The sequence below is a fragment of the Salinisphaera sp. LB1 genome, from assembly GCF_003177035.1.
GTDB lineage: Bacteria > Pseudomonadota > Gammaproteobacteria > Nevskiales > Salinisphaeraceae > Salinisphaera.
Genome location: NZ_CP029488.1, coordinates 3506740 through 3520467 on the forward strand (window position 1 = coordinate 3506740; position 13728 = coordinate 3520467).

The 13728-nt window shown below is 64.9% G+C and carries 10 protein-coding genes; 7 read left to right on the forward strand and 3 right to left on the reverse strand.

Going from position 1 to position 13728, the window contains the following annotated elements; translation table 11 throughout:
- Nucleotides 1-35 precede the first annotated feature (35 nt).
- Nucleotides 36-3140, forward strand: a complete 3105-nt coding sequence (locus tag SALB1_RS15685) for an error-prone DNA polymerase (RefSeq protein ID WP_109994691.1) — start codon at nucleotides 36-38, stop codon at nucleotides 3138-3140.
- Between the two features lie 168 nt (nucleotides 3141-3308).
- Nucleotides 3309-5354, forward strand: a complete 2046-nt coding sequence (locus tag SALB1_RS15690) for a potassium transporter Kup (protein WP_109994692.1) — start codon at nucleotides 3309-3311, stop codon at nucleotides 5352-5354.
- Nucleotides 5355-5442: 88 nt separating this feature from the next.
- On the opposite strand, the gene SALB1_RS15695 is transcribed toward SALB1_RS15690, so the two are convergent.
- Nucleotides 5443-6273 carry an aldo/keto reductase gene (locus SALB1_RS15695; RefSeq protein WP_109994693.1) on the reverse strand — a complete coding sequence of 277 codons (831 nt, stop codon included), beginning with the start codon at nucleotides 6271-6273 and terminating at the stop codon, nucleotides 5443-5445.
- Between the two features lie 54 nt (nucleotides 6274-6327).
- On the opposite strand from SALB1_RS15695, the gene SALB1_RS15700 reads away from it, so the two are divergent.
- The 3 genes from SALB1_RS15700 (at nucleotide 6328) to SALB1_RS15710 (ending at nucleotide 8248) form a co-directional block, all read left to right on the forward strand.
- A complete protein-coding gene (locus tag SALB1_RS15700; RefSeq protein WP_109994694.1) occupies nucleotides 6328-6645 on the forward strand; it encodes an MGMT family protein in 318 nt (105 codons plus the stop codon).
- A gap of 67 nt (nucleotides 6646-6712) precedes the next feature.
- Nucleotides 6713-7078, forward strand: coding sequence for a putative quinol monooxygenase (locus tag SALB1_RS15705; RefSeq protein WP_109994695.1), 366 nt, complete (start codon nucleotides 6713-6715; stop codon nucleotides 7076-7078).
- Between the two features lie 132 nt (nucleotides 7079-7210).
- Nucleotides 7211-8248, forward strand: a complete 1038-nt coding sequence (locus tag SALB1_RS15710; protein ID WP_109994696.1) for an alpha/beta hydrolase — start codon at nucleotides 7211-7213, stop codon at nucleotides 8246-8248.
- A 22-nt stretch (nucleotides 8249-8270) separates the two neighbouring features.
- On the opposite strand, the gene SALB1_RS15715 is transcribed toward SALB1_RS15710, so the two are convergent.
- On the reverse strand, nucleotides 8271-8729 hold the full coding sequence (locus SALB1_RS15715; protein WP_109994697.1) for an EF-hand domain-containing protein: 459 nt from the start codon (nucleotides 8727-8729) through the stop codon (nucleotides 8271-8273).
- 476 nt (nucleotides 8730-9205) lie between these two features.
- On the opposite strand from SALB1_RS15715, the gene SALB1_RS15720 reads away from it, so the two are divergent.
- Nucleotides 9206-10504, forward strand: a complete 1299-nt coding sequence (locus SALB1_RS15720) for an Nramp family divalent metal transporter (RefSeq protein ID WP_109994698.1) — start codon at nucleotides 9206-9208, stop codon at nucleotides 10502-10504.
- A 4-nt stretch (nucleotides 10505-10508) separates the two neighbouring features.
- On the opposite strand, the gene SALB1_RS15725 is transcribed toward SALB1_RS15720, so the two are convergent.
- A complete protein-coding gene (locus SALB1_RS15725) occupies nucleotides 10509-11738 on the reverse strand; it encodes an MFS transporter (protein WP_109994699.1) in 1230 nt (409 codons plus the stop codon).
- Between the two features lie 139 nt (nucleotides 11739-11877).
- On the opposite strand from SALB1_RS15725, the gene typA reads away from it, so the two are divergent.
- Complete coding sequence (typA, locus tag SALB1_RS15730) at nucleotides 11878-13710, forward strand: translational GTPase TypA (protein WP_109995498.1); 1833 nt, start codon at nucleotides 11878-11880, stop codon at nucleotides 13708-13710.
- Nucleotides 13711-13728: the final 18 nt, after the last annotated feature.

The window sequence follows — 13728 nt, forward strand, 5'->3', positions numbered from 1 at the left end:
ACAGAACATGAGAAAATCACTTTAACGCACTTGAAATGAATTACGCAGAGCTTTGTTGTGTCAGCAATTTTTCATTTCATCGCGGCGCCTCCCATCCCGAAGAACTATTCGAGCGTGCGGCATATCTTGGTTACAGCGCTCTGGCCATCACCGATGAATGCAGCCTCGCGGGCGCCGTGCGGGCCCTCCTCGCATCCGAGCGCGTAGGGCTTCGCCTCATCCTCGGCAGCCGCCTGGCGCTGGCTGAAGGCCCGACGCTGGTGGCCCTGGTGCGAAACCACCGTGGCTACACCCAGCTTTGCCGCCTGATCACGCGCGCCCGCCGAAATGCCGACAAGGGCTGCTACCGCCTGACACGCGCCGACCTGGATAGGCTCGAACTCGATGCCTGCTGGTTACTCGCGCTGCCGGACCACGGCCGGCCACCCGGCCCGGCCCTGCACGAACTTCTGGCCTGGCTGAGCGTGCATTACCCGCACACTGCCCGGATCGCCCTGGCCCGGCACCGCGGCCCGCATGATCTCCTCCACGTGGAACGCCTGAATCGCCTGCGTTTGCAATACGGGCTGCCGATCGTGGCGGTCGGCGATGTGCATATGCACAGCCGTTCGCGCCGGGCCCTGCAAGACGTCTTGACGGCGCTGCGCCTGGGCACACGTGTCGCCGGAGCCGGTCATGCCCTGGCGGCCAACGGCGAACGTTATCTGCGACCGCGTCGCACGCTGGCTGCGTTGTATCCGCCCGACGCCCTGGCCGAGACCCGCCGCATCGCCGACGATTGCCGTTTCGATCTGCGCACGATTCGTTATGACTACCCGGGCGAACTCGTTCCGGCTGCCCATACTTCAAGTAGCTTCTTGAAAGTTCTGGTGGAGGAAGGGGCCGCAAGTCGCTGGCCCGATGGGGTTTCCGATGCGGTCAAAAAAAAGATCGATGAGGAACTCGAAATCATCGAGTTCATGGATTACCCGCACTATTTCCTGACCGTCCGCGACATCGTGGTCGAAGCACGGCGACGCGGGATTCTGTGCCAGGGACGCGGGTCGGCGGCCAACTCGGTGGTCTGCTTCTGCCTGGGCATCACGGAAGTCGACCCGACCCGGCACGAACTCCTGTTCGAGCGTTTCATTTCGCGCGACCGCAACGAGCCGCCGGATATCGATGTGGACTTCGAGCACGAACGCCGCGAGGAAATCATACAGTACATCTACGGCAAGTACGGACGATCGCGGGCCGCCCTGGCCGCCACCGTGATCCGTTATCGGCCGCGCAGTGCCATGCGCGATGTAGCGCGCGCCATGGGTTTGTCCGCCGACCAGATCGACACGCTGGCCGGCGAACTGTCACGCCGGGCCGATGACGGCACGCTGGATGAACAACTGGCAGCGCGCGGCGTACGCATCGACGCGCGCTTGCTACACCAGATCCTGGTGCTGGTCGACACGCTGATCGGCTTTCCGCGCCACCTGTCACAACACGTGGGCGGCTTCGTGCTCAGCCAATGCCCATTGGAAGAACTGGTGCCGGTCGAGAATGCGGCCATGGTCGATCGCACGATCATCCAGTGGGACAAGGACGATCTGGAAACCGTCGGTCTGATGAAGATCGATGTCCTGGCGCTCGGCATGTTGACCTGTATCCGGCGCTGCTTCGATCTGATTGCCGGCTACACCGGCCATCTCGGCTCGATGTCCAGCCTCCCCGGCGGCGATCCCGACACGTACCGGATGATTCAGCGCGCCGATACCATCGGCGTCTTCCAGATCGAATCACGCGCGCAGATGACGATGCTGCCGCGCTTGAAGCCCAGCTGTTTCTTCGATCTGGTGGTGGAGGTCGCCATCGTGCGGCCCGGCCCGATCCAGGGCGGCATGGTGCATCCCTATCTCAAGGCGCGCGAGCATCCGGGCCACATCACCTACCCCAGCGAAGCCTTGCGCGGCGTGCTCGAACGCACCCTGGGCGTGCCGATCTTTCAGGAGCAGGTCATGAAAATCGCCATGGTCGCTGCCGATTTCAGTGGTGACGAAGCCAACGGCCTGCGCAAGTCGATGGCGGCCTGGAAACGGGAAGGCGGCCTGGAGCCCTGGCGCGACCGGCTCAAGTCCGGCATGCGCAGGAATGGGTATGCGGAAGAATTCGCCGACCGAATCTTTGAACAAATCAAGGGGTTCGGCAGTTATGGCTTCCCCGAATCGCATGCGGTGAGCTTCGCTCTGCTGGTTTATGTTTCGGCCTATCTGAAGTGTCATTATCCGGCCGCGTTCGCAGCGGCACTGCTCAACAGCCAGCCGATGGGTTTCTATGCACCGTCCCAGATCGTGCGCGATGCCCGCAGGCACGGAGTGGCGGTCCGGGCTGCCGATATCCGCTATTCACAGGGCCATTGCACGCTGGAAGGCGCGCCGGGCGAAGCCGCGGGTTGCCACGACCGTCCAGCGCTGCGTCTCGGCCTGCGGATGATCAAGGGACTGGCCCCCGACGCCGCGGACCGAATCGTGGCGGCGCGCACCCGGCAGGCCTTCGACAATGTGGGGGATCTGGTGACACGCGCCCGGCTGGATCGGCGCGCCCGCGATGCCCTCGCGCGTGCCGACGCGCTGACGGGCCTGGCCGGCCATCGGCATCGGGCACAGTGGCAGATCGCGGCCGCGCGAGTGCACGACGACCTGTTCGCGGGTATCGACGCCCCCGAGCCCGGGATTGGACTCTCCGAGCCGAGCGAAGCCGCGGACATCGTGGCCGATTATCACAGCACCGGGCTGACGCTGCGCCGTCATCCCATGGCGTTGCTGCGCCCCGGCCTGGCGCGTACGGGCGCGATCACGGCCGCGACCTTCAATCGCCTGACACACCAGGCATGCGCCCATGTGGCCGGTATCGTGACCATGCGCCAGCGCCCCGGCAGCGCCAGGGGCGTGACCTTCGTCACCCTCGAGGACGAAAGCGGTTACGTGAACGTGATCATCCGCCGCGACGTACTGGCGCAATACCGCGTCGCGGTGCTATCCGCCCGTTTGCTCCGGGTGACCGGCGTGATGCAGCGTGCCGGCGCGGTGCGACATTGTCTGGCACACGAAATCGTCGACGACACCGCACGGCTCGGCGCGCTCGACACACGATCACGCGATTTTCATTGATCAGCCACTCGCCGGCACGGACGTGCACCTTCAGCCGCCGACGCGACGGCCTGTCGCGTATTCGTACGACGTTCATCGCCACGGTCCATCCGATAGTATCGTGGGCAATAACCACGGTCTTGACGGGCGGCCGGGATGCCGCCCGATTCGCTTCAAGGATGCCGCCGCATGACGAATGATCGATCTGATCCGGACGAAAAAACCGACAACGACGCCGAGCATGCGTCCGCGGACGAAAACAACGGCGAAAACGCATCCGGGAAAAGTGAACAGGAGCAGATCGCTCAGGCGCATTCGCCCGAGGAACAGGCCGACAGCGGCGAGAAGAAAGAGACCCCGATCGGCCCGGGACGTCTGCTGACGCTGTCGCTCGGCGCGCTCGGCGTATCCTATGGCGATATCGGTACCAGCCCGCTGTACGCGCTGCGGGAATGCTTCAAGGGTTCGAGCCACCTGGCGCCGACCAACGCCAACGTCATCGGCATTCTGTCGCTGATCTTCTGGGCGCTCATTCTGGTGGTGTCGACCAAGTACATGATGTTCGTCACCCGGGCAAACAATAACGGCGAAGGCGGCATGCTCGCCCTGGTTGCCCTGCTCAACCCCTGGCGTCGCAACGCCGGACGGCACTCGGCTGTTCTGCTCAAGCTCGGCGTGTTCGGCAGCGCCCTGCTCTATGGCAGTTTCATGCTCACGCCGGCCATCTCGGTATCGAGCGCCGTCGAGGGCCTGAACGTCGCCACCTCGATCTTCAAGCCGTACGTGATTCCGATCACGATCGTGATCCTGATCGCGCTGTTTTCGATCCAGAGCCGCGGCACGGAAACCGTCGGCCGGTTCTTCGGTCCGGTGATGATCCTCTGGTTCCTCACCCTGGGCACGCTGGGCGTGTACGGCATCGTGCACGAACCGAGCGTGCTGGCGGCGATCGATCCGCTGCATGCGCTGGCCTTCTTCGTTCGCAATCACGGCACCGGTTTCGTGGTACTCGGCGCGGTATTCCTGGTGGTGACCGGCGGTGAAGCCATGTATGCCGACATGGGCCATTTCGGGCGCCGCCCGATCCAGATCGCCTGGTTCGGCCTGGTCCTGCCGGCGCTGCTGCTGAACTACTACGGCCAGGGCGCGATGCTGATCCACGCGCACGGCGCCTCGGCGAACCAACCCTTCTACGAACTGGCACCGGACTGGGCGCTGTATCCGCTGGTGGTGCTCGCCACAGCCGCGACGGTGATCGCCTCGCAGGCCGTGATCTCGGGCGCTTTCTCGCTCACACGTCAAGCGGTGCAGCTCGGTCAGCTGCCGCCGATGCGGCTGTTCCAGACCTCATCCGAGGAATACGGCCAGATCTACGTGCCGACGCTGAACTGGCTGCTCATGCTCGCGACCATCGGGCTCGTGCTCGGCTTCCGCACCTCGACCAATCTGGCCTGGGCCTACGGCGTGGGCATCTCGTTCGCGATGACCATCACCACCGGTCTGGCATTCTTCATCATGCGCGAGCGCTGGAAATGGCCGCTGTGGATCGCCCTGCCGCTCACCCTGGGCTTCCTCGCCGTCGATCTGCCGTTCTTCGGTGCGAATATCCTCAAGATCCCGCATGGCGGCTGGTTCCCGGTGGCCACTGCGGTGCTGGTCTATACCCTGATGTCGACCTGGCGCCGCGGGCGCGAACTGCTGCGCGAACGCCTGGTAGAGGACGAACCGGTCCCGCTCGACGAATTCATCCGGGATCTCGCGACCGACGACACTGTGCGAGTCAAGGGCACGGCGATATTTCTGACCGGCAGCGATGCCGGCACGCCGCCGATGCTGCTGCATCACCTGGAGCATAACCAGGTATTGCACGAGCATGTGCTGCTGCTCACCGTGCGAACCGAGGACGTGCCGCGCATCCCCGCGGCCGACCGGCTCGAGATCGACGATCTCGGCGAAGGTGTCTACCGCGTGTTCGCGCGCTACGGTTTCATGCAGAATCCAAACGTGCCGGTCGCCGTCCGGCTATGCGAACGCTTCGGCCTGGATTTCGATACCGACAAGGCGACCTACTACATCGGGCGCGCGACCATCATTCCCAGCGACGAAGTGCCCGGCATGATGCTCTGGCGCGAAAAACTGTTCGCTTTCATGTCGCGCAACGCCATTCAGCCGACCTCCTACTACCGTGTGCCTCCCGATCGCGTGATCGAATTCGGGCTACGCGTGGAAATCTAGGGCCTGTAACGCGCCTTCACGGCCACATGAGCGCGCCAGGGCGCGACCGCAGAATGACTGCGACCGCCCTGCGCGCTGGCATTGGCATTCAATAAATCTGCAGCGGCGACGGTCCGGCCGGCGGCGGAAACAGACCATCCAGCTCAGCGAGATCGTCCGCGCTCAGGGCGATATCGACAGCCGCCGCATTCTCCGCGACGCGCGCGGCATGCGCCGACTTCGGAATCGGCATGACCTCGCTCTGATGCAGCAGCCACGCGAGCGCGACCTGGCCCACGGTCATTTCCCGCGACCGGGCAAAATGTTGCAGCGCCGGGTGGTCCATCAGGGCACCGCCATCGAACGGGGAATACGCCATGGTCACGATTCCGGCTTTTTGCAACCAGGGCAACAGCGCCCACTCGATGCCGCGTCGATTGAGATTGAACAGCAGCTGGTTGACCTGCATTTCGTGACCGCCGGCATGACTAAAGGCCTGGGTGGCGTCGAGATCGAGGTTGCTGACACCGTAATGGCGAATCTTGCCGTCGGCCTGCAACCGCTCGAAGGCGCGAACCGTCTCGGCGTACGGGGTTGCGCCCGGCCAGTGCAGCAGGTACAGGTCGAGACGGTCGGTACCCAGGCGTTTCAGACTGGCTTCACAGGCCGCGATGGCGGCATCGAAACCCGCGTTCGACGGCAGTACCTTGCTCACCAGGAACACTTCGTCGCGCCGGCCGACCAGCGCCTCGCCCACCAGCCGCTCGGCACGTCCGTCGCCGTACATTTCCGCGGTGTCGATCAGCGACAGACCGCGGTCGAGACCGGTGTGCAGCGCTTCGATTTCAGACCGGCGCGTGTTCGGATCATCTCCGAGATACCAGGTGCCCTGGCCCAGGGCCGGCACCGTCTCGCCACAGGGCAAGGTGAGATACTTCATAACGCAAAAGGGCCCCTTCAGCCCACGGATGTCGTCTTCTGGCATCATCCTGCCATGCCTTCGCCCTTGTCTCATGGACGCATCTTCGCGGTCGTACGCCGGATTCCGCCCGGCCGCGTCGCCACTTATGGCCAGATCGCGCGCCGGGTCGGCCGTCCGCGCGCGGCGCGCCAGATCGGCTATGCCCTGCACCGTTGTCCGCCGGGTTTGCCCTGGCATCGGGTCATCAACGCCCAGGGCCGCATTTCCCTGCCCGCGGACAGCACCGCGGCCTTGACCCAGCGCCGACGACTGATCGAGGAAGGCGTAATCTTCGTCGACGGGCGCATTGATCTGGCCCGTTACGGATGGGACGACAGCCGCGCCGATTGACCCGGCTCCATGGCAGCGACGCCCGGCCGGTTATACAGTGGATATTCGATCACCCACGGGGCCTATCATGGCTGCACTGCGCGATACCGGCGTCTCCTTCTCACCTTATTTCGAAATCCCGCCCGAACGGATGGATGAATTTCGCGCCCTGGTGGACGAATTCGTCGCCGCCACCGGCAATGAGCCTGGTTGTCTCTACTACGGGTTCTGCTACCACAACCACCAGGCACTATGCCGTGAAGGCTATGCCGACGGTGATGCCTTTCTTGCCCATCTGGACAACGTCGGCGAACTGTTCGCCCGCGCCCAGCAGATCGCGACCGTCACCCGAATGGAAATGCACGGGCCGGCGGCCGAACTCGACAAACTGCGCAAGCCGCTGGCCGATCTGGATATCGTCTGGTTCACCCAGGACTGCGGCTTCCGGCGCTGACGGGCCCACAACGGCTGGAGTCGCCCCACAAGATTGCGGCCCGGTCGCCCGCCCCCGAAGGCCGGGCATCGCCTCAAATGGCCGCAGGCCGTAGAGTGGCGCTCTGGTTTGAGTGACGAACAGGAGTCCCGCATGGCCCCCCTGAGCAAGTCCTTCGAAGCCGGTGCGGCGCGCGGTATGCTCGGCCTACCGGCCGCCCTGCTCCGGCTCATGGCCGGCAAACCGATCGTGCGCGACGGCCATACGCTTGATGTGCAGTGTCAGTTGTTGTTGAAGGTCATGCGCCTGCGCGGCGCCAAACTCGGCGGCGCGGACGTGGCAACCGAGCGGCGCCGGATGCGGGCGCAATCGAGCATCTTGGCGCCGCGGGCGCACAACCCGCTCGGGGTACATGAATGGGTCGTCGCCGGTGACAATGGCCCGCTCGCGGCGCGTTGTTATCGCCCCGAAAGCGCCGATCGAGCTGCCATCGTGTTCTACCACGGCGGTGGCTTCGTGCTGGGCGACCTCGACTCGCACGACGGCCTCTGCCGCGCCCTGGCCGACCGGGCCCGGGCGACACTGATCGCGATCGACTATCGGCGCGCGCCCGAACATGCGGCGCCGGCCGCCGCGCGCGATGCCATTGCGGCCTTCCGCGATATTGCGGCGCGCGCCGACGATCTGGGCATTGATGCGCACCGGATCGCGGTGGCGGGTGATAGCGCCGGCGGCAACCTGGCGGCCGTGGTGGCACAGCAAACCCGACATGACACCGCCGCCCCGGCCGCTCAGCTGCTGCTCTACCCGGCGGTCGACTTCGCCGAGGACAAACCCTCCAAGACCCGGCTGGGCAGCGGGTTCCTGCTGGAAAAATCCTCGATGGATTGGTTCGAGGGGCATTACCTACCCGCCGATAGTGACAAGCGCGACCCGCTGGTCTCGCCATTGCACGGCGAGCTGGGCGGCGTCGCGCCGGCCATCGTGATTACGGCGGGCTTCGATCCGCTGCGCGACGAGGGCGAAGCCTACGGCGCCGCGCTGCAAACCGCCGGCGTGAACACGATCCGCCGCTGCGAAACCGGGCTGATCCACGGCTTTGCCAACTTTGCCGGCGGCGTCGAACGCGCCCAACAGGCACTCGACCACGCGGCCGACGCACTGCGCGCCCGGTTCGACGCCATCAACTGAATCCGGCAGCCGGGGCGGCGGATCAGTTCGAGTCGCCGCCCTGCTTCCGGTTGCCGAAGGCTTGCTGGAGTTCCTCTTTCGAGATGTAGCCGTCGCCGTTGGTATCCAGTTTGTCGAAATAAGGCGTCAACGCCTTGCGATACTCGCTGCGCGAGATCTTGCCGTTGCCGTCAGCATCCATGTGCTTGAACCAGCTGCTGATGATCTGGTGGCGGCGTTTCTTGTCCTGGGCGGTGGCATCAGCCGGCAGGCCCGGCTGGCCGGCGTCGAACTCTTTCTCGTCAAGCTGGCCGTCGCCGTTGGTGTCCAGCTTGTTGAAGGCCCGGTCCTGAGCGGCGTTGGCCTCGGCCCGACTGATCTTGCCGTCGTGATTGGTATCGGCGCTGGTCAGCCCGGCCGCCTGGGCGGCCGTGGCAAGCACCAGACTGGCGCCGCAAATGATGGCGACACGGCGGCCGGTCGCGATGGTTCGTGCAAACATAACGTTCTCTCGTGGTCGGTGGGATGGTTCGCAAATGCGATCACATGTTGCGGGCCGCGACTGAATATTCAGTCTCGTCGATGCGCGTTTCCAGGTTGTTCGCGCGGCGCCGACATGCCGGGCGCGGGTCGACCCGGCGCATGCGCGCCGCGCGTTGCCGATCCGTTTGACAGTGCCGGGCGCCGCGTCCGCTTGCTTTGCGGCTCGGCCGACGCTGGCCGTCGATCAGAACCCGAACTCGAATGCGGCGGGTCGCACAGGCGATCCCTGGGCGACGGCCGCTCCAGTATACCCGCTGGCTCGCCGCCTGCGACGCGGCCTCGCGCCCGCGCGATGTCGCGGGACTTGCACCGCGTAGCCCATGGCCGTAAAGTTTAGCCTATGCTGATTTTATAAGTTACGGGCCACGATTGAACCCTGGTCTGTTTCCTCGCGACGAGTGCCGCGGCGATATGCCGGCGCTTCGGAATTCTCGAATGAGCTCGACCGACATCAACCATGATTTCCTGCCGGGCGAAGGTGCCACGGCGCGGGCGGCCCAGGCCGCCCTCGACGGTCACCGGCGCGGGCTCAGGCGCTTGCTTCCATTCCTCGGCCCCGCCTTCATCGCGGCCGTGGCCTATATCGATCCTGGCAACTTCGCCACCAACATTCAGGCGGGATCGAGCTACGGCTACATGCTGCTGTGGGTGGTACTGGTCTCCAATGTCATGGCTGTTCTCATTCAGTCGATGTCGGCCAAGCTGGGCATCGCGACCGGCAAGAATCTGCCCGAAGTCTCGCGTGAGCGGTTTCCGCCGCTGGTCACCCTGGGGCTCTGGATCCAGGCCGAGTTCATTGCCATCGCGACCGATCTGGCGGAGTTCATCGGCGGCGCGCTCGGCCTGAATCTGTTGTTCGGCATTGCGATGTTCCCGGCCGCCTTGATCACCGGCGTTTGCTCGTTCGGGCTGCTGGAACTGCAGCGGCGCGGCTTTCGCCCGCTCGAGGCCGGCATCACCGCGCTGATCGCCGTGGTGGTCATCTCCTTCGCCTACGAGGTCTGGATCGCGCATCCGGACAGTTCCGCGCTGCTCGCCGGCCTGTTCGTGCCCACACTGGCCGGAAGCAACAGCCTGATGCTGGCCGCCGGCATTCTCGGCGCCACGGTCATGCCGCACGTGATCTATCTGCATTCGGCCCTGATGCAACGGCGCGTGATCGGCCGCAACGACGAAGAGCGTCGGCGCCTGTTCCGCTTCGAATTCATCGACATCCTGATCGCGATGGGCGTGGCCGGGCTGATCAACGGCGCCATGCTGGTCATGGCGGCCGGGCTGTTTCACGGCAGTGGCGATACCGTATCGACGCTGGAGACGGCCTATAGCCGCCTGCACGACCATGCGGGCACCCTGGCTGCCATCATGTTCGGCGTCGGCCTGCTCGCCAGCGGCTTTTCCAGTTCGTCGGTGGGCACGATGAGCGGCCAGATCGTCATGCAAGGCTACCTGAATCGCCAGATCCCGCTGTACCTGCGCCGGCTGATCACCATGGCGCCGGCACTGGTCATTCTCGCCATCGGCCTCGACCCCACGACCGCGCTGGTCATGAGCCAGGTAGTGCTGTCGTTCGGCATTCCGTTCGCCCTGATCCCACTGCTGATGTTCTGTTCGAATCGAACGCTGATGGGGGGCCTGGTCAATCGACGGGCAACGACGATCGCCGCCTGGGGCGTGGCGGGCGCCATCATCGGGCTGAACATCTTTCTGCTGTATCAGACGATATTCGGCGTCTGAGCCCTCAAGCGCCCGCCGCGGTGCGGCGCTGCCAAACGGCAAGCCGGATGACCGCGACCAGACCCAGCGCAAGAACCACCGCCACCATGGCGGCCACCCCGGCCCAGCCGTAGCCGCTCCAGAACAGCCCGCCCAGCGAGCCGACAACGCTCGATCCGAGATAATAGCCCAGCAGATACAGCCCGGCCGCATGCCCCTTGCCGTGCTGCGCGAGCAGGCCGACCCAGCCGCTCGCGGTCGCGTGACCGGCGAAGAAGCCGATAGTCACCAGCCCGACCCCCACGATGATCGCCAACAGCGAATCCGGCCACATCAACGCCAGCCCCAGCGCCATCAGCACGATCGCGAAGATGAGCATCGGCGGGCGCCCGTGGCGGTCGGCGATCTTGCCGGCAACGGCCGAGGTCACGATGCCGAGCATGTAGACGACGAACACCGAGCCAATGGCACCCTGGCCCAGCGAGAACGGCGGCTCGGACAGCCGATAGCCGACATAGTTGTAGACCGACACGAAAGCGCCCATGAACAGAAAGCCGCAGAGAAACACCCAGGGCAGCGCGTTGTGGCGCATGTGCGACGCGACCGGGCCGGCGTGCTGGCGCAGTGTCAACCCGCGCTGGGCCACGAAATTACGCGAGCGCGGCAATAAGACGATGAACACGGCGGCGGCGACGAAGCCGATCAGCCCGAGGCTGGCGATGGCCACGCGCCAGCCGAAGGCTTCGGCCAGCAGGCCGGCGATTACGCGTCCGCCCATGCCGCCGCAGGCGGTGCCAGCGATATACAGGCCGGTGGCGGTGCCCAGGTCTTCGGGGTCGGTTTCCTCCGAGAGATAGGCAATGGCGAGCGCGGGCACGCCGCCGAGTGCGAACCCCTCGAAGGCACGCGCGACCAGCAGCGGCGTCCAGCCCGGCGCGATCGCCGCCACCAGCGACAACGTAGCCGAGCCGAGCAGCGATGCCGCCATCACGGTCTTGCGCTCGATCGCGCCCGACATGAGCCCGGCCAGGAACAGCGTGAAGGCGAGCACGCCGGTCGTCACTGACAATGACAGGCTGCTGACCGCCGCCGAAACCCCGAATTCGCGCGAGAACGCCGGCATCAGGGGTTGTACCGAGTACATCGACGAGAACGTCGCGAAGCCGGCGGCGAACAGCGCCAGGTTGGCGCGCAGATACGCCGGCGTGCCCCGCTCAAGGTAGCCGGCACGGGCGTTTGCAGTCGGTTGAATCATACGACGATGGTCGCAAATTTGCATGATGAAGCGACTGCAAGCTTAGCTATTTCTTGCATCATTTACGACTTTCGGCTAGCCGAAGCGCCTTCATTGCCGGATAATGTCGCGTTTTCGCATCCCGGCTGGCCCATTTTTCATGATCGATAATCTTCGCAACATCGCGATCATCGCCCACGTCGACCACGGCAAGACTACGCTCGTCGACTGTCTGCTTCGTCAGTCGGGCACGTTTGACGCCCGCGAGGACGTCGCCGACCGGATCATGGATTCGAACGATCTGGAAAAGGAGCGCGGCATCACGATCACGTCGAAGAACACGGCGATCGAATGGCGCGACCCGGATTCCGACGCGGTGTACCACATCAACATCGTGGACACCCCGGGCCACGCCGACTTCGGCGGCGAAGTCGAGCGCGTGCTGTCGATGGTCGATTCGGTCCTGCTGCTGGTCGATGCCGTGGACGGCCCCATGCCGCAGACCCGCTTCGTCACCGAGAAGGCCTTCCAGCTCGGCCTGAAGCCGATCGTGGTGATCAACAAGATCGACCGCGACGGCGCCCGGCCGGACTGGGTGCTCAACGAGACCTTCGATCTGTTCGACAGCCTGGGGGCGACCGAGGAACAGCTCGACTTCCCGATCATCTACACCTCGGCGCTCGGCGGTTATGCCGGCATGGACGACAGCGTGCGCGACGGCGACATGCTGCCGCTGTTTCGCACCATCACCGAGAACGTACCCGCCCCGCCGGTGAACCTGGAAGGCACCTTCCAGATGCAGATCACCACGCTGGACTACAACAGCTTCGTCGGCCAGATCGGCATCGGCCGCATCGCCCGCGGCACTATCAAACCAGCCACCAACGTCACCATCGTCGACCGCGAGGGCGGGACGCGCAATGCTCGCGTGGCGGGCGTGTTCGGTTTCCTGGGGTTGAACCGGGTCGAGGTGGACGAGGCCCGCGCCGGCGATATCGTTGCTCTGACCGGCATGAACGATCTCGACATCTCCGACACGCTCTGCGATCCGGCGCAGCCGGAGTCGCTGCCGCGGCTGACGGTCGACGAGCCGACCATGAGCATGACCTTCGAGGTCAACAAATCACCGCTGGCCGGTAAGGAAGGCAATTACCTGACTTCGCGCCAGATCCGCGAGCGGCTCGAGCGCGAGCTCAAGTCGAACGTGGCGCTGCGGGTGGAACAGGGCGGCGATGCCGATCGCTTCAAGGTCTCGGGCCGCGGCCTGCTGCATCTGTCCGTGCTGCTGGAAACCATGCGCCGCGAAGGCTATGAACTGTCGGTCTCGCGTCCGGAAGTGGTCACGCGCCAGGTCGACGGCCAGATCCAGGAGCCCTACGAACTGCTGATGTGCGACATCGAGGACGAACACCAGGGCTCGGTGATCGACAACCTGCAGCAGCGCCGCGGCCAGTTGCAGAACATGGAGCCGGACGGCAAGGGCCGGACCCGGCTGGAATTCATGATCCCGTCGCGCGGCCTGATCGGTTTTCAGACCGAATTCATGAGCCTGACCTCGGGCACGGGCATCGTCACCCATGTCTTCGATCACTACGGCCCGCTGGGCGGCACCGACATCGGCCAGCGTCAGAAAGGCGTGCTGATTGCCAACGCACCGGGCAAGGCCGTCGGCTTTGCCATCTTCAACCTGCAGGACCGCGGCAAGATGATGATCAGCCCGAACGACGAGATCTACGAAGGCATGGTCGTCGGCATTCATTCGCGCGAGAACGACCTCACCGTCAACGTGCAGAAAGCCAAGCAGCTCACCAACGTGCGTGCGGCGGGCACCGACGAGAACATCCAGCTCGTGCCGCCGGTGCGCATGACACTGGAACAGGCGCTGGAATTCATCAACGACGACGAACTGGTCGAGATCACGCCCGGCTCAATCCGCGTGCGCAAGCGCTGGCTCAAGGAGCACGAACGCAAGAAAGCGGCCCGCGGCGGCTGATATCCGCCGGCCGCGGGC